The sequence below is a fragment of the Vibrio sp. 2134-1 genome, from assembly GCF_033339495.1.
Genome location: NZ_JAWOUS010000004.1, coordinates 55,321 through 71,416, shown reverse-complemented (window position 1 = coordinate 71,416; position 16,096 = coordinate 55,321). Strand labels below are relative to the sequence as shown.

Genomic DNA, 16,096 nt, shown 5'->3' with positions numbered 1-16,096 from the left:
AAATTTAGGTGACTCATGTTAAATGATTATCCATGGCTACAGCCAATATGGGATAACCTCAAAGTAGGGTTAGAGTCGGACAGAATACCAGGTGCGCTTTTATTACAAAGCGAGCAGGGCTTGGGCATCGAAAAACTTATCGAGTTTTTTAGCCAAGCACTTCTTTGCCAAAATTACGCGAGTGAAGCATGCGGTTTTTGTCATAGCTGCCAGCTAAATCAATCTCAAAACCACCCTGATTTACACTGGATCAAGCCAGAGAAAGAAGGAAAGGCGATAACGGTGGACCAAATTCGCGCTTGTAACCGTCTTGCTCAGGAATCATCTCAGCTTAATGGTTACCGCCTATTTGTAATAGAACCGGCGGACTCTATGAACGAGTCGGCATCGAATGCGCTGTTAAAGACGCTAGAAGAGCCTGGGGCAAAGTGCTTGTTTTTGCTCGTTACCCACAATCAGGAGCGTCTGCTCCCAACGATTCGTAGCCGTTGCCAACACTGGGTTGTTGCGCCTCCGTCAGCGGAACAAGCGATGCAATGGATGCACGAACAAGGGGCGAAGCAAGTTCCTGCTTATGCCTTAAAACTGAATATGGGCTCTCCAATAAAAACATTGGATGCGTTAAATAATGGTGAGCTCGAAGCTTACTTGGCTTTTGAACGCAGTTTTATTAAGGCAATGTCTTCGCCTGTTTCAGACGTTTCTGAGTGTGCTTCTTTAATCGCTAAACACTCAGAGCAATCACTAGACTGGGCATGGTATTTACTGACAGATGCTCAGAAAGCGCAGTTTGGTGTATCAGAAGCTCAAATGCTTCCGGGCGCGACAAAGTTTCAACCGGACAACTATAACGGTTTGTACTCATCAGCGAAGGCGCTGATGAACCTGAAAGCTCAGGTGCAAGCCTTTCCTGGCCTGAACCTTGAGCTACTATCAATGAATTGGTTAATTGAATCACGAGAGGCATTATGTTCGTAGATTCTCATTGTCATTTAGACAAATTGAATTACGACGATCTCCACATCAATGTGGAAGACGTTATTAACAAAGCTAAACAAGCAAACGTAACTGAGCTACTTTCTGTTGGAGTAACGCTGGATTCTTTCCCGAAAATGATGGAAATGATCGAGCCTTATGACAATGTTTATGCTTCGTGCGGTGTGCACCCACTTGATGTTGAAAGCGACTTTTCGATGGACGTATTGCGCCACCATGCGTCGAATGCAAAAGTCGTCGCTATTGGCGAAACGGGTTTAGATTATCATTACAAGCCCGAAACGGCCGCGTTACAGAAAGAGCGCTTTGAGCAACACGTTGATCTTGCAGTGGAGCTCAACAAACCTTTAATTATCCATACCAGAAACGCACGTGCGGGTACTCTAGATATTTTGCGTAAGGGTGGGGCAGAGAAATGTGGTGGTGTTATCCACTGTTTTACAGAAGATCTTCCATTTGCTGAAGCTGCACTGGAGCTGGGGTTTTATATTTCTATCTCGGGGATTGTTACTTTCCGTCAAGCTACAGAGTTAAAAGAAGTGGTGAAGACTCTACCTTTAGAGAAGCTTCTTATTGAGACAGATTCTCCTTACTTGGCTCCTGTCCCTCATCGTGGCAAAGAGAATCAACCCGCTTACGTTGTCGAAGTCGCTTCTTATATTGCGCAACTCAAATCGTGCTCTCTTTCTGAAGTGGCACAAAAAACCACCGAAAACTTCCGAAATCTTTTTTTGCGATAAAAAAATAATAAGAGCATAAAAAAGGAGCTTAGGCTCCTTTTTTGTTGATAAAAACAACAGATACGCTCACGAGTTTAATGTTTACTAAAAATGTTGATTTAATAACATTCAAAAATCACAAATGTAATTTTGTTACTAAAAATAACATTGAGGCGTATTTTATTTACGCCTTAAAATTAATTATATAAATAATTAATTCTTTATAAAACAGTAATATAAGTACAATGCAAACCTTTTCATCGGCTGTTTTTGGGTGTGATCCAAGACTTGTTTTGAAACTAAATTTCGTAACTGTGTGGAAAGTTTGAGGGTCATCAATATATATTTAGAGCCGGAAAATATAATGCAGTTGTGGTTACATTTTCATTGGGTGCTAACCTTTAGGCTACGGGGGTGTGCCGTTAGTGCCCAAATAATACTTATAAATTTATCAGGAGCATAAACATGTTTAAGAACCTTTTTGCTAACCTGCAAAAAGTTGGTAAGGCTCTGATGCTTCCAGTATCAGTTTTACCAGTTGCAGGTATTTTATTAGGTGTGGGTGCTGCCCATCTAAGCTTTATTCCAGAGATCGTTTCTAATCTTATGGAACAAGCTGGTGGTTCAGTATTCGGCCAAATGGCACTTCTATTTGCAGTAGGTGTAGCTCTAGGCTTCACTAACAACGACGGTGTTGCAGGTCTTGCAGCTATCGTTGGTTACGGCATCATGACGGCAACGCTAGGTGTAATGGCGGGCGTTATGGGTGTTGAGAAAATCGATACAGGTGTACTAGGTGGTATCCTTGTCGGTGGTGTGGCTGCTTGGGCATTCAACCGTTTCTTCAAAATCCAACTTCCAGAGTACCTTGGCTTCTTCGCTGGTAAGCGCGCAGTGCCAATCATCACTGGTTTTGCTGCGATCATCCTAGGTGTTATCCTTTCTGTTATCTGGCCACCAATTGGCGGTGCAATTTCTGCATTCTCTGATTGGGCTGCACACCAAAACCCACAGCTAGCATTCGGTATCTACGGTGTTGTTGAGCGTTCTCTAATCCCATTCGGTCTACACCACGTATGGAACGTACCGTTCTTCTTCGAAGCAGGTTCTTGTGTTAACGCTGCCGGTGAAGCTCAAAATGGTGTACTAACTTGTTACCTAGTTGCTGATGAAGCATCTCGTGCTGCTGGTAATGGCTTCGGTCAGCTAGCGGGTGGTTACATGTTCAAGATGTTCGGTCTACCAGCTGCAGCAATCGCAATTGCTCATTGTGCTAAACCAGAAAACCGTGCAAAAGTAATGGGTATCATGGCGTCAGCTGCACTGACTTCATTCCTAACTGGTATTACTGAGCCAATCGAATTCTCATTCCTATTCGTTGCTCCACTACTATACGGTATCCACGCTCTACTAGCTGGTTCTGCATACATCGTTTCGAACACTCTAGGCTTTGTACACGGTACTTCTTTCTCTCACGGTCTGATCGACTTCCTAGTTCTATCTGGTAACGCTCAGAAGATGGTGCTAATGATTGCCGTTGGTCTAGTTTACGCAGTAATTTACTACGTAGTGTTCCGTGGTGTAATCACAGCGCTTGACCTAAAAACACCTGGCCGTGAAGATGAAACGGAAAGTGCAGCTGTAACTTCTGGCTCTGATATGGGCGGTGAACTGGTTGCAGCGTTTGGCGGTAAAGCTAACATTACTGGTCTAGATGCATGTATCACACGTCTACGTGTAGCAGTTGCAGATACAGCAGCTGTTGACCAAGACAAGCTAAAACAACTAGGCGCTGCTGGTGTTGTAGTTGTAGCTGGTGGTGTACAGGCTATCTTCGGTACTAAGTCTGATAACCTAAAAACTGAAATGGATGAGTGGATTCGTAACCACGGTTAATCGCAGTCATTCATAGTAATGCATAAAAGGAGGCTTCGGCCTCCTTTTTTAGTTCCTATTTTATTAACTGACAGTTCCTTTTTTAGTGTGATCCTAAACTCATCTTTACTTTTGTCAGCTTTTTCATACATCGAGCTTACCCATCGTTGACATATTGATATGCCATTATGTTTGAATAGCGAATAATGTTTTTTTGAATAATTGATAACGTGTATGAAGAACAAATTCATTTTAGTTTTGGGACTAGTTTCTAGTACGGCAATGGCGGCAAGCGAACCAACGGATCTATCAGTTGGTATGGCTGTCGATCAACAATTAAGTGTTGTTGTAGAGTTAGATAACAAATATCGTGGCATTATCGGAAACGATGGTATGGCGTTTGATTACATCGCTAAGCGTGGAACATTCGATCAAAACATGCCTGTGACTTGGTATGTCGGCGTTGGTGGCTGGTATGAATGGGATGACGAGTTTGGTGTGAGAGTACCACTTGGTGTGAACTGGGATTTATCACGCGGCTGGGACCTTTATGGCCAAATACACCCAGAGCTAGATCTTTACAAAGGTGCTGACTTGCAACTTGGCGGCGCCGTTGGCATCAAGTACAGTTTCTAGAATTGAACTAATGTATGTATAAAAAAACGCCGGTAACTACCGGCGTTTTTTTATATGGAACTTAACGTTCTATTGTTTATCCATGGCTCGCTTGATGCAAACGGCAGCGCCGCCCCAAGTGATACCTAAACCAATAACCATCATAATAATTGCGCTGATTGTCATTTTGCTGTCTCCTTGCGGTTCACTGCGTTGATCACTAGACCAAAGATAAAGAGTGCGGCGATAAGTGCCCAGCCTAAAGTTAGATCATAGCCACCGTAGCCTTCAGTAATTAGGGCGTATAGCTTGGTCGCTAAGATAATGGCGAGCATGATTGGTGTAACGAAGCGTAAGCAGATCTCGAACCATTGACCAACAGAGAAATCAGAGCGCTCGTTAACGTAATTACGTACTTCTGGCACGCGCTTCAATAGCCACGCCATCAAGACAATCTCAACCAGACCACCAACCATGATGCCAACGTTGTTCGCAAAGTGGTCTACTAGATCGAGTAGCAGCAGACCGCCATTGGTAGCAAACGCCATAGAGACAACGAAGCCAATACCAATCACAACATTTGCAGCTTTTTTACGGCTCCACTTCAGCTTGTCGATAATGGCTGAAGTTACGGCTTCCATAATTGAAATATGCGAACTTAGACCAGCAACCACCAGTGCAAAGAAGAAAAGTGGACCAAGAATATATGGGGCAGGTAGTAGGTTAATTGCCGCAGGTAAAGTAACAAAAGCCAAGCCAACGCCTGCAGATACCACCTCTGTTAACGGCTTACCTTGCTCTTGAGCCATGTAACCCAATACTGAGAAGATCATGATGCCGGCTAGGATCGAGAAGCCACAGTTGATCAACACGGTCATAAACGCGTTATTCGTTATGTCCGACTTTTCTGGTAGGTAGCTAGAGTAAGCTAGCATGATGGCGAAGCCGATACTTAGCGTAAAGAAGATCTGACCATATGCCGCTGCCCATACTTTCACATCCCAAATTTTGCTGAAATCGGGTTCGAACATGTAGTTCACGCCATCTAGAGCTCCTGGCAAGAAAATCATACGTCCGATTAAGAAAATCACCATCAAGAATAGGATTGGCATCATAATTTTAGATGCTCGTTCAATTCCTGATTTCACGCCTTTGGCAATGGCGGTGTAAGTAATTGCCCAAGCAATTACCATGGATAAAGCAATCTTCCATTGAATACTACCTAAGTCTGTTGGTGAGTTGTCACCTAGCTTTAGGTATTCACTAAAGAAAAATGCGTTGGTATCGGTTCCCCAACCTTGAGTGAACGACAACCCAAAGTAAGAAATCGACCAACCGATAACAGCCACATAGTAAACGGCAATAACTGCAGCCACACCAACTTGGAACCAGCCAAGCCATTCAAACTTAGAATGAATTTTCGCAAGTGTTTTTGGTGCTGAGCCTCGGTATTTTTGTCCCATACTGAACTCAAGGATCATAAATGGAATACCGGCAGTGATCATGGCAAAAATGTAAGGAATAAAAAATGCGCCGCCACCGTTTTCATAGGCCATGTATGGGAAACGCCAAATGTTTCCCAAACCGATAGCAGACCCAACTGCTGCTAAGATGAATCCCGCCCGGGATCCCCATTGTTCTCGCTTCATATTTGACTCCTATAAGACTCCCTGAGGAATGAAGCTCTCTACGTAACACAGTAATAATTGCGCAAACAGTTGGAAGAAAGGACCGCTGTTATCCATCAGCTTTTCTATCCTTAATTCTAACTTCTTATAATTTTATAGAGCTATATTCTGGATACTGTAAGAGAAAGTAGATTATTAATCTTAAAATTTTGATGTGTGTTTGATAAAACTGAAATATTTATCTGTTTTCACTGATCAGACTAACTTCTAATAATACTTAGCGCAATAGAATCTAAATGTTAATTCATATGCGTTGTCTGGTTTTAATCTTGTTAAATTTGGGTTTGATTGTGGTTTTGTGTGGGTGGTTGGTTGTTTGTCTGGAATAAATGACTGGAATCTAATAATTGCTTTGGTGTTTAAGACTATTTTGATGAATTAGGGCGTACGGCTATCTTTTGTGCACCTATTTAGATGATGCTTCGTTACTTTGCCAAACAATGGTGTTTAGACGATATCCTTTATCGGCTCTGTGCAGGACTCGTTCAGCGTTCTTTGTGACGAGTCCTACAAAGGAACATGCATAAAAATTAGAAGCGGAAACTAAAACCGACATTTGATTGGAATTGGTTCATCCAATCAGTATCGAACTTAATGATACAGTTTGAGCCGTCATTAGGTAGAGTACAGGCGCCAGATGTATCGTTATCAACGACCGTTCCTAACCACCTCAGTTGGGCTGTTAATGCAAAGTTCTTTGAAAATTCATATTCCAGCCCTGCAAAAGCGCTAGCCGAAAATCCGTATTTTTTGTCTACCCAATCCACATCGGCGTAAGAAGCGCCCAAACCTACACCGATATAGGTTTGCCAATTTTCTGCGACAGGATAGTACATGCTGCTTTGGAAGTGCAGATAATGGATATCTGCCGAGTTGGACAGCTTTTCAAGTTCCGTCGATTGATTGGAGTAAAACAATCCGATCCTTCCTTTTTCTAAGGGAGTCTCGACTGAAAGAGCGTAATTCACTGCGGGGTCGAGATCGTATGTATTACCACTTTCATCCTCTACTTGGCCGCCTCCTGTATAGCCTATGTATGGCGTAACGATGATATTCGCTTGTGCATTGATAGCAGTACTCATCATCATGATTCCTACTAGCCAGCTGAGTTTTTGGTTCATGCCCTATCTCCTTATTATGACTAAGCTAATTGTGATGGGTTAGTCAAAATTGCGCGACTAAATTAAGCAAGTCTTGAACATATTTCACACCGGTGTTATTAATTTGTTACATATTAAGGAGGTGTTTATGGAACACGATCTAAAATCCGCATTAATCATTGTGGTGACTGTTTTTGCAGTGCTTTTGTCATTTGGCATCATTGCTATTACAACAGCTTAAGATAACCACTTTTACCAAACGATTTAACAAAATGGCGTGAGCCTATGATACGTAACAGCGGTATAATCACAGAAAGCCATGCAGAGCTTGATGTAAAAGTTTATGAGCACTTTAGGCATGGTAAAACTGCTTTAGTCACGCAAGGTGGAGGGCAGAGAGGGATTTTTACCGCTGGCGTTTTAGACGCCTTTTTACTTTCCAACTTCGATCCTTTCGATGAGTTCTATGGCACCTCTGCCGGAGCACTTAACTTATGTTCTTACTTGTGTCGTCAACATGGCATGGGCAAAGCTTTTATTACCGAGCTGACAACGTCTCCTGAATTTTTTAATCTGTTTCGCTATATCCGAAAGCAGCAGTACTTAGGTTTAGAGTGGGCATTAGAACGGATTCAAGATTTCCCATACAAGCTTGACCTTGATTTAGGTCGTAGTGCATTGGGAAAACGAGGAGCGTTTGCTGCGGTAACGAATATAGAGACGCTATCAGATCAATATCTACCAATCTTGGATGACTCGTGGTTTAACACTATGCTAGCGACATGTGCGATTCCCAAGTTGTACCACGGACCTGTCGACGTAAATGGCAATAAGTTTGTTGATGGCGGCGTGTCTGCCTCTATCCCTGTTCAAGAAGCGTGGCGTCAGAATGCTCGCAACATTATTGTCATTCGCACAGAGCCGTTTTCAGAGATTGAAGCGAGAGCCCAAAGTGAAGTGGGGGATGTGCCTGTCGAATGGTATCGAGAGTCTATCAACTCAGTACAGCAATCATGGCAGCAAAAAGTGAATCAGTGGAAGCTGGATTGGGCGTCGTTCTTCCAACAAAAAATTAATGCAGCACATCAATCGAAGCTTGCAGGGAAAATGCTGTTAAATGGAGGTCGTTGGTTGTTCGGTGCCGATAACTTGTATCGTTTAAGTCATCTGATTGGTGAGAATTTTGATTCAGGTTTAGCCGACATGCTGATGATTCATTATCAAACATTTGAGCTCACTCAGGCCTTTATATCTGCTCCACCTGACGACACTTTTATTTTACAAGTTGCGCCTAAAGAGGGACTTCGTTCTTCTTCTTTGTTAAGTGACCAAGAGTCACTAGAGCATGACTATCAACTTGGGCTTCAAGCTGGGTTTAACCTAGTTCAACTCTATGACCAGCTGGATGTTGAAATTGATGGTAGAGAGAGTGCATAAACCTTCTTACGTTCACGATGTGCGCAATATACAAAGCATATAAATAAGGCTCCATTTTCGGAGCCTTATTTGCGGGTTCTTGTGGTTAACTCCAGTTAGGTATAACGACTACGCTTGTAGAATGCGCATGCAGTTGGTTGAGCCAACAACATCCATTACATCGCCTTGAGTAATAATGACTAAATCACCTTTGTGCAAGAACCCTTGCTCTTTAAGGCTAGTAATAGCTGCTTGAGCCGTTGGTAAACCCGCATCACTTTTTGACTCGAAATATACAGGTGTCACGCCTCGGTATAATGCTGCTCGATTTAGTGTCGATTCATTCCGTGATAAGGCAAATATTGGCAAGCCAGAGCTTAAGCGAGACATCATCAACGCAGTCCTGCCGGACTCAGTTAATGAGATCATCGCTTTAATTCCTTCCATGTGATTCGCAGAGTACATGGTTGCCATTGCGATGGTTTCTTCAGCGGTTTCGAAGGTTCTATCTAAGCGATAAGTAGATAGACTTGCCTCCGACATTTTTTCTGCCCCCACACATACTTCGGCCATGGATTTGACCGTTTCTACAGGATATTTACCTGCAGCAGTCTCTCCAGACAGCATCACCGCGTCAGTGCCGTCTAGAACCGCATTGGCCACATCCATCACTTCAGCACGCGTTGGCATTGGGCTAGTAATCATGGACTCCATCATTTGTGTCGCAGTAATCACGATACGGTTTAAACTGCGTGCGCGGCGAATCAGTTTTTTCTGGACACCTATGAGCTCAGGGTCACCGATTTCTACACCAAGGTCACCACGTGCAACCATCACTACATCGGATGCGAGAATAATGTCGTCAATAGACTCATTGGTCGCGACGGTTTCTGCTCGTTCGACTTTAGCCACTAACATGGCTTCAAGGCCTGCATCTCTGGCTAAGCGTCGAGCGTAATGCATGTCTTCGCCGTTACGCGGGAATGAAATAGCAAGGTAGTCTACTTGAATTGCTGCGGCGGTAAGAATGTCGGCTTTATCTTTCTCTGTGAGCGCATCCGCTGACAATCCGCCGCCTTTTTTGTTGATCCCTTTATTGTTGGACAGTGGACCACCGACAATCACACGGGTATGAACTTTATTACCCTCTACTGTAGTAACTTGCAGCTGAACGCGTCCATCATCGAGTAATAAAATGTCATTTGGTGAAACATCTTGCGGCAGTTCTTTATAATCTAACCCTACAGATTCTTGATTGCCTTCACCTTTTGGTAAATCACTATCTAATGTGAATTTATCGCCCACATTCAAAATGACTTGGCCGTCTTTAAACGTTGATACACGGATTTTAGGGCCTTGTAAGTCACCAAGAATTGCAACCTGACGCCCAAGTCTTGCTGCAATGGTACGGACTTTGTTCGCACGTTGAATGTGGTCTTCACTGGTTCCATGTGAAAAATTCATACGGACAACGTTTGCACCGGCTTTGATGATCTCCTCAAGTATATTGTCCTTATCCGTTGAAGGACCCAGCGTAGTGACAATTTTTGTTCGTCTTAATTTGGAAGTCATAGATTCTCCGATGAATGTGTGTGTAAAGGTAACTTGAACTCTATCCTTACTTTACGCAATCGCTCTCAAGGTTAGCCTCGTTGCTGAGCCCACACCTTAAAGCTACTTGAATATAAGTATATGCACAGAATGTTTATATTAAGAGTAACCCCGGTAAAACAGACAGATATTCGACAGGCAATGGCCTTATTGATAAAAATGCGCTGCTTTAAAGGCACTACTTCATAATTTAGTGAATAAAAATAAGTTATTTTTCAAACAATTTAACAGGAGTAGATTCTTCGTTATTTGATTGAATACACAAACAAACAGGTTTATACGTGATGCTTGTCACGGGGATTTATTAATTCACTTCACAATTAGTTCGCAAAGTAAAAAAATTGTCCCGTTATAGAATTTCGGAGTGCAAGATGTACATGGCTCAACCGGGCCATATTGATCATATCAAACAGGTCAATGCTGGTCGTGTATATAAACTAATTGACCTAAAAGGTCCTATTTCTCGAATTGATTTGTCCAAGCAGAGTGAGCTTGCTCCTGCTAGTATCACCAAAATCACTCGAGAATTAATTGAAGCGCACTTGATTCATGAAACGACAGTACAAGAAGCGACGAGTCGTGGTCGACCTGCTGTCGGTTTGCAGGTCAATAATGAAGGCTGGCAATTTTTGTCAATGCGTTTGGGGCGAGGTTATTTAACCATTGCTTTGCATGAGTTAGGCGGTGATGTACTGATCGATACTAAAATCGAGATACACGAGCTTGATCAAGACGATGTGCTTGAGCGCCTGCTTTACGAAATTGATGAATTCTTTCAGACTTACGCGGATCAACTTGATCGGGTTACCAGTATTGCCCTTACGCTGCCTGGTCTCGTGAACTCAGAGCAAGGTGTCGTTTTGCAGATGCCTCATTACAATGTCGAAAATCTTGCTCTTGGACCAGAGATATACAAAGCAACAGGCTTGCCAGTTTTCATTGCCAATGACACGCGAGCTTGGGCATTAGCAGAAAAGCTTTTTGGTCATTCTCAAGATAATGACAACTCCGTTCTTATCTCTATCCACCACGGTTTAGGTGCGGGCATCATTCTGGATGGGCGCGTTTTGCAAGGCCGTCACGGTAACATTGGTGAACTCGGGCATATTCAAATTGACCCAAATGGAAAACGTTGTCATTGCGGCAATATTGGCTGTTTGGAAACCGTTGCCAGTTCTCAAGCAATTCGTGAAGAAGTCGTAAGACGAATCGCTGATGGCGAAGACTCTATTCTTGCTAAACAAGAAGAAATGAGTATTGAGAGCATTTGTGAAGCCGCTGCAAACGGTGATCCTTTGGCCGTCGATGTGATTGAAAAACTTGGACGCTACTTAGGCTCTGCAATTGCTATTGTGATCAACTTATTTAACCCTGAGAAAATCTTGATCGGTGGTGTGATTAACCAAGCAAAAGATGTGCTTTATCCTGCGGTTCGTCGCTGTATCGAAGAGCAGAGTTTACCTGTTTATCACCAAGATCTTGAGCTGGTGGAGTCTCGTTTCTATAAGCAAGCCACAATGCCTGGTGCCGCGTTGATTAAGCAAGCGTTGTACGATGGTCAACTATTGATGAAGGTTGTGGAAGGTTAAGTACTTTTTAACATGATGATGTGCCTGGCTGTTGAGACTGCATTTGTAGGTGATTTAGGGTGAGACTTAACGGCTCACCCTTTTTGATCGCCTATTACTAGAAAGGGAATTTGAGTTATGTTGCATTGCTATATCTGCGCCATTCATGTAATTTCCTAAAAAGCTCAAGTAAATAAACAAAATGGCTTTCAATGTGCTGCGTGACTTTGCGTCTGATGCAAAGAGAAGTAATACGCTAAAACTGTTGTACTTTAAAGCTGTGCTCGAAAAGCCAAATATTTTAAGGTTATTTGGTTATATAACCTTGCTGTGTCTGTACTGATTTCGAGTAAAATAAGAATTATCCATAATTTAGGTAGTAGTATGTCCGGAGTGTTAAATACGGTTGACCAGCGTACAAACTTGGTTGGTGAAAATCGACTAGAGCTTCTGCTGTTCACTTTAAATAGTCGCCAATTATTTGCGATTAATGTGTTCAAAGTGAAAGAGGTCATCAAGCTTCCACCGTTAACCAAGCTCCCTGGGTCGCACTACAATATTCGTGGGGTTGCTTCTCTACGAGGTGAAGCGGTACCAGTGATTGATTTACGAGGCGCAATTGGTTTTCCTGCTTTACGTGGTGAAGCGGAAGAAGAAAATTTGATCGTGACAGAGTACAACCGCACGGTGCAGGGCTTCTTAGTCGGTCCGGTTAAAAACATTATTAATACGGCATGGACTGAAATTCAGCCGCCTCCTTCCACGTCTGGTCGCTCGAATTACCTCACGGCTATCACGCAAATCAAAGAGGGGGATGCCTCTCAAATTGTCGAAATTATTGACGTTGAAAAAGTTTTAGCAGAGATCGTGCATTACGACGTGACTATTTCGGAGGACATTCTCGATCAAGAACTGGCCCAAGCAATGGTCGGGCGTAATGTTCTGATTGTGGATGATTCCTCTACAGCTCGTAATCAAGTTCGCGATACGCTTTCTCAATTAGGTATGAATATCATCGAGTGTCGTGACGGGCTGGAAGCGTTAACGGTTTTAAAACGTTGGTGTGATGAAGGTAAAGATGTAGAAAAAGAGCTGTTGATGATGATTACGGATGCTGAAATGCCTGAAATGGATGGTTATAAACTGACCCATGAAGTGCGCCAAGATCCACGTATGTCTAAGTTGTTTATCACATTGAACACTTCTCTGAGCGGTAGTTTTAATGAAGCCATGGTACAAAAAGTAGGCTGTGATCGCTTTATATCTAAATTCCAACCGGATCTGCTGGTTGAAGTTGCTCAAGACCGATTACGCCAGATGCTTTCTAAAAGTGCATGATTAGATCTAGTGAAATCAGAGGGAGCGCACCTCTCTCTGATTTTTAACATCTCTCTCCTTAATTCCTCTGTACTAATGGAAATCCCGAGATTTACTTTGTAGATTGTTCAAGTAGTGCGTGCAATCAATCAACTTGCCAGCAATAACGTGCGTGACTTCTCCCTCTCTTTCAAGAATGCCTTTCACCATTAATACTTTAGCGCCTAAATACGCTTGCTTTTGGGCTCGTGCTGTCGCTTGCCAAACGACCACATTAATGTTGCCCGTGTCATCTTCTAACGTAAAAAATGTCACGCCAGCGGCGGTGCCTGGAGATTGTCTTCCTGTTACCACGCCTACCACTGTGACCAGTGACTTATGCGGCTTCTCTGCCAGTTGCATCATGCGAGTAAAGTGAGGGAGTTTGCCCGTTTCTTCTAATAATTTAATTGGATGGCGGCTAAGAGATAGTCCCGTGCTTGCGTAATCCTCAATTAAATTTTCATATTCAGAGGGTTGAGTCTGGTAGCTAACATTGGGTTCTTCGACCTTGTGAAACAATGGTAGGTCAGATAAGGAATCCATTGCTGCCCAGCGAGCGTTATAACGATTCCCCGATAAGGCCTGAAATGCATTGGCTGAAGCCAATAATTCAATGTCACTTCGGCTTCTTAATATCTGCTTTACTTCTTGAATCGTTCGGTAACCATTAAGTGGTTTGCGCTCAATAAGCCTTTGTGCGCTTTCTGCGTTAAAGCCTTTCACCAAGCGAAAACCAAGTTGCACGCCGAGCCTGCCATTCGGACGTGAGACGAGATGATGCTGATATTTTGAATGATTGACGCACACCGGCAATACTTCGATGCCATGTCGGCGAGCATCTTGTACTAATTGCGATGGGCTATAAAATCCCATTGGTTGGCTGTTCAACAATGCAGTGTAAAATTCGGCTGGGTAATAATATTTTAACCATGCAGAACAATATGCCAGCACTGCGAAAGACGCTGAATGACTTTCAGGGAAGCCGTACTCACCAAAGCCGCAAATCTGATCGAAAATGCGCTCAGCAAACGCTAAGTCATAGCCTCTCTCTTGCATACCATTGATCAGTTTTGGTCTGAATTTAGCGAGATCGCCATTCTTTTTCCATGATGCCATCGCTCGACGGAGTTGATCGGCCTCGCCGCCGCTAAACCCTGCGGCTACCATGGCTAGCTTGATGACTTGCTCTTGGAAAATAGGGACGCCCATAGTCCGCTCCAGAACGCTTTTTACTTCTTCCGATGGATAACTGACTGGCTCTTTGTGATCTCGTCGTTTTAAAAAAGGATGCACCATATCACCCTGAATAGGGCCTGGACGAACAATTGCAATTTGAATCACTAAGTCGTAATAACAAGCAGGCTTTAGGCGAGGAAGCATGCTCATTTGTGCACGAGATTCAATTTGGAATACGCCTATCGTGTCGGCTTTTTGGATCATGCGGTACACGTGTGGATCATCTTGTCGGCGAGTGATCTCGGAAATAGAGAGGGATCGCTGGTGATGTTTCTCGACCAGTTGAAAGCACTTTTTGATGGCGTTTAACATGCCGAGTGCGAGCACATCGACTTTTAGTAGCTTCAAGCTTTCTAAATCGTCTTTATCCCATTGAATGATAGTGCGATCTTCCATCGAGGCATTTTCAACAGGTACCAACTCATATAAAGGTCCAGATGAAATTACAAAGCCACCTACGTGCTGAGATAAATGGCGTGGGAAGCCAATGATCTCGTTGACCAATTGGATGAACTGCTGCCCTTTGAGAGATTCTGGTTGTAAGCCCAGTTCAATAATTTGAGCTTGCCAGCCTTGGCTGCGATCTCGGCGATTAACGTTCTTAATGAAAAAATCCAATTGGGTCTCTTCAATCCCTAGTGCTTTACCGACTTCACGCACGGCACTTTTAAAGCGATAGCTGATCACTGTTGCAGCAAGTGCTGCACGCTCACGGCCATATTTTTTGTAAATATACTGGATAACTTCTTCACGGCGCTCGTGTTCAAAGTCCACATCAATATCCGGCGGTTCCTTACGTTCTTTACTGATAAATCGTTCGAATAAGACAGCGATTTGTCGAGGATCGACGGCGGTAATTTCCAGGCAATAACACACCACAGAGTTTGCAGCGGAACCTCGCCCTTGGTAAAGAATGCCTTGCTGTTTCGCGAACATTACAATGTCGTGAATAGTAAGGAAGTAGTAGTGGTATTTTAGCTCTTGAATAAGCGCCAGTTCATTCTCGATGGTTTGATTGACTTCTGCTGGCACGCCTTCAGGAAAACGCAGCTTTTTACCGCGTTCGACCAACATACGTAAGTAAGAGTCGGGTGTGTAACCATCTGGGATCAGCTCGGTAGGATATTCGTATTTTAAATCGGAGAGCTTAAACTCGCATAAATCGGCGATGTAAGTGCTTTCTTCCAGCCATTCTGGTTTGTAAATCCGAATCAACTTTTTAAAAGGACGAAGTGCTCGCTCAGTATTCGAAATACGATCAAAACCGAGTTTATCGACGCTACACCCATGCTTTATAGCAGTAAGTACATGCTGTAATGGCAAGCGTTCAACATCATGCATGAGAACGCCTCCGCAGGCAGTTATAGGTAATTGAAATTCATGTGCTAACTGCTCGCAGTGCGCAATGTATTCAGTATCGTTGTTACTCAAATGGCGCTGAATCGCTACCCACAAACGATTAGCGTGGTGTTGATTGAGCCAGCGCCCCCAATAGTGATCACTCTCTTGATGTGTGGGCAGCCACAATACCAAACAATGTCGAACCGACATCAAATCCCATTCGAACAGTTGATAGTTGCCTTTTTCACTGCGTCTCCTTGCGTTTGTGATGATACGACACAACTCGGCATAAGCCTTGCGACAAGGGCAAAGCAGTACGATTTGGCATTCATCATTTAACCAAAACATACTTCCAACGATTTGTTTGATATCGAGTTTATGTTGTTCGATGGTTGCATGGGCTTTGACAACGCCCGCGACTGAGCATTCATCCGTTATAGCTAGAGCTTGATAGCGATAGAAAGCAGCTTGGAGTACCAGCTCTTCTGCATGAGAAGCCCCAGTCAAAAAAGAGAAGTTAGACTGACAAAATAGTTCCGCGTAACTCATAATGATCCAACAAAAATAACTGT

The 16,096-nt window shown here is 43.4% G+C and carries 13 protein-coding genes; 8 read left to right on the top strand and 5 right to left on the bottom strand.

Annotation, left to right across the window (positions count from 1 at the left end; translation table 11 throughout):
• The first annotated feature begins 15 nt into the window (after positions 1–15).
• The 4 genes from R7R78_RS06890 to R7R78_RS06875 all read left to right on the top strand — a co-directional run bounded on the left by R7R78_RS06890 (position 16) and on the right by R7R78_RS06875 (position 4,226).
• Entirely contained in the window at positions 16–978 is a 963-nt protein-coding gene (locus R7R78_RS06890; protein ID WP_054729226.1) for a DNA polymerase III subunit delta', read from the top strand.
• A complete protein-coding gene (locus tag R7R78_RS06885) occupies positions 969–1,736 on the top strand; it encodes a TatD family hydrolase (protein WP_225473356.1) in 768 nt (255 codons plus the stop codon). Before R7R78_RS06890 ends, R7R78_RS06885 begins: the two co-directional genes overlap by 10 nt.
• Before the next feature lie 444 nt (positions 1,737–2,180).
• Complete coding sequence (ptsG, locus tag R7R78_RS06880; protein WP_005372959.1) at positions 2,181–3,611, top strand: PTS glucose transporter subunit IIBC; 1,431 nt, start codon at positions 2,181–2,183, stop codon at positions 3,609–3,611.
• Positions 3,612–3,824: 213 nt separating this feature from the next.
• Complete coding sequence (locus R7R78_RS06875) at positions 3,825–4,226, top strand: hypothetical protein (protein WP_005372960.1); 402 nt, start codon at positions 3,825–3,827, stop codon at positions 4,224–4,226.
• Positions 4,227–4,295: 69 nt separating this feature from the next.
• On the opposite strand, the gene R7R78_RS06870 is transcribed toward R7R78_RS06875, so the two are convergent.
• The 3 genes from R7R78_RS06870 to R7R78_RS06860 all read right to left on the bottom strand — a co-directional run bounded on the left by R7R78_RS06870 (position 4,296) and on the right by R7R78_RS06860 (position 7,014).
• Positions 4,296–4,391 carry a MetS family NSS transporter small subunit gene (locus R7R78_RS06870; RefSeq protein WP_005372963.1) on the bottom strand — a complete coding sequence of 32 codons (96 nt, stop codon included), beginning with the start codon at positions 4,389–4,391 and terminating at the stop codon, positions 4,296–4,298.
• Positions 4,388–5,854: a sodium-dependent transporter gene (locus R7R78_RS06865; protein ID WP_005372966.1), complete on the bottom strand. Its 1,467-nt coding sequence runs from the start codon at positions 5,852–5,854 to the stop codon at positions 4,388–4,390. The genes R7R78_RS06870 and R7R78_RS06865 overlap by 4 nt, the downstream gene beginning before the upstream one ends.
• A gap of 569 nt (positions 5,855–6,423) precedes the next feature.
• A complete protein-coding gene (locus R7R78_RS06860; protein ID WP_137282262.1) occupies positions 6,424–7,014 on the bottom strand; it encodes an outer membrane protein in 591 nt (196 codons plus the stop codon).
• Positions 7,015–7,141: 127 nt separating this feature from the next.
• Here R7R78_RS06860 and R7R78_RS06855 point away from each other — a divergent pair, with 127 nt between their 5' ends.
• Together R7R78_RS06855 and R7R78_RS06850 are read left to right on the top strand one after the other, a co-directional pair.
• Entirely contained in the window at positions 7,142–7,234 is a 93-nt protein-coding gene (locus R7R78_RS06855; protein WP_005372970.1) for a YnhF family membrane protein, read from the top strand.
• A 44-nt stretch (positions 7,235–7,278) separates the two neighbouring features.
• Positions 7,279–8,430 carry a patatin family protein gene (locus R7R78_RS06850; protein WP_005372971.1) on the top strand — a complete coding sequence of 384 codons (1,152 nt, stop codon included), beginning with the start codon at positions 7,279–7,281 and terminating at the stop codon, positions 8,428–8,430.
• A gap of 108 nt (positions 8,431–8,538) precedes the next feature.
• On the opposite strand, the gene pyk is transcribed toward R7R78_RS06850, so the two are convergent.
• The gene (pyk, locus tag R7R78_RS06845) at positions 8,539–9,981 is read right to left on the bottom strand and encodes a pyruvate kinase (protein ID WP_025767228.1); all 1,443 of its coding nucleotides are present in this window, start codon (positions 9,979–9,981) and stop codon (positions 8,539–8,541) included.
• A gap of 410 nt (positions 9,982–10,391) precedes the next feature.
• Between pyk and R7R78_RS06840 the strand changes: the two genes are divergently transcribed.
• Together R7R78_RS06840 and R7R78_RS06835 are read left to right on the top strand one after the other, a co-directional pair.
• Complete coding sequence (locus R7R78_RS06840; RefSeq protein ID WP_005385828.1) at positions 10,392–11,609, top strand: ROK family protein; 1,218 nt, start codon at positions 10,392–10,394, stop codon at positions 11,607–11,609.
• A 363-nt stretch (positions 11,610–11,972) separates the two neighbouring features.
• Complete coding sequence (locus R7R78_RS06835) at positions 11,973–12,926, top strand: chemotaxis protein CheV (protein WP_005372976.1); 954 nt, start codon at positions 11,973–11,975, stop codon at positions 12,924–12,926.
• 72 nt (positions 12,927–12,998) lie between these two features.
• Here the strand turns inward: R7R78_RS06835 and R7R78_RS06830 are convergent, their stop codons facing one another.
• Positions 12,999–16,073 carry an error-prone DNA polymerase gene (locus R7R78_RS06830; protein WP_064354175.1) on the bottom strand — a complete coding sequence of 1,025 codons (3,075 nt, stop codon included), beginning with the start codon at positions 16,071–16,073 and terminating at the stop codon, positions 12,999–13,001.
• Positions 16,074–16,096: the final 23 nt, after the last annotated feature.

Bases quoted from the DNA above. Each gene is read 5' to 3' on its own strand.
- R7R78_RS06865 (WP_005372966.1), bottom strand. From the start codon at position 5,854: ATGAAGCGAGAACAATGGGGATCCCGGGCGGGATTCATCTTAGCAGCA.
- ptsG (WP_005372959.1), top strand. From the start codon at position 2,181: ATGTTTAAGAACCTTTTTGCTAACCTGCAAAAAGTTGGTAAGGCTCTG.
- pyk (WP_025767228.1), bottom strand. From the start codon at position 9,981: ATGACTTCCAAATTAAGACGAACAAAAATTGTCACTACGCTGGGTCCT.
- R7R78_RS06870 (WP_005372963.1), bottom strand. From the start codon at position 4,391: ATGACAATCAGCGCAATTATTATGATGGTTATTGGTTTAGGTATCACT.
- R7R78_RS06885 (WP_225473356.1), top strand. From the start codon at position 969: ATGTTCGTAGATTCTCATTGTCATTTAGACAAATTGAATTACGACGAT.
- R7R78_RS06890 (WP_054729226.1), top strand. From the start codon at position 16: ATGTTAAATGATTATCCATGGCTACAGCCAATATGGGATAACCTCAAA.
- R7R78_RS06830 (WP_064354175.1), bottom strand. From the start codon at position 16,073: ATGAGTTACGCGGAACTATTTTGTCAGTCTAACTTCTCTTTTTTGACT.
- R7R78_RS06860 (WP_137282262.1), bottom strand. From the start codon at position 7,014: ATGAACCAAAAACTCAGCTGGCTAGTAGGAATCATGATGATGAGTACT.
- R7R78_RS06835 (WP_005372976.1), top strand. From the start codon at position 11,973: ATGTCCGGAGTGTTAAATACGGTTGACCAGCGTACAAACTTGGTTGGT.
- R7R78_RS06840 (WP_005385828.1), top strand. From the start codon at position 10,392: ATGTACATGGCTCAACCGGGCCATATTGATCATATCAAACAGGTCAAT.
- R7R78_RS06850 (WP_005372971.1), top strand. From the start codon at position 7,279: ATGATACGTAACAGCGGTATAATCACAGAAAGCCATGCAGAGCTTGAT.
- R7R78_RS06855 (WP_005372970.1), top strand. From the start codon at position 7,142: ATGGAACACGATCTAAAATCCGCATTAATCATTGTGGTGACTGTTTTT.
- R7R78_RS06875 (WP_005372960.1), top strand. From the start codon at position 3,825: ATGAAGAACAAATTCATTTTAGTTTTGGGACTAGTTTCTAGTACGGCA.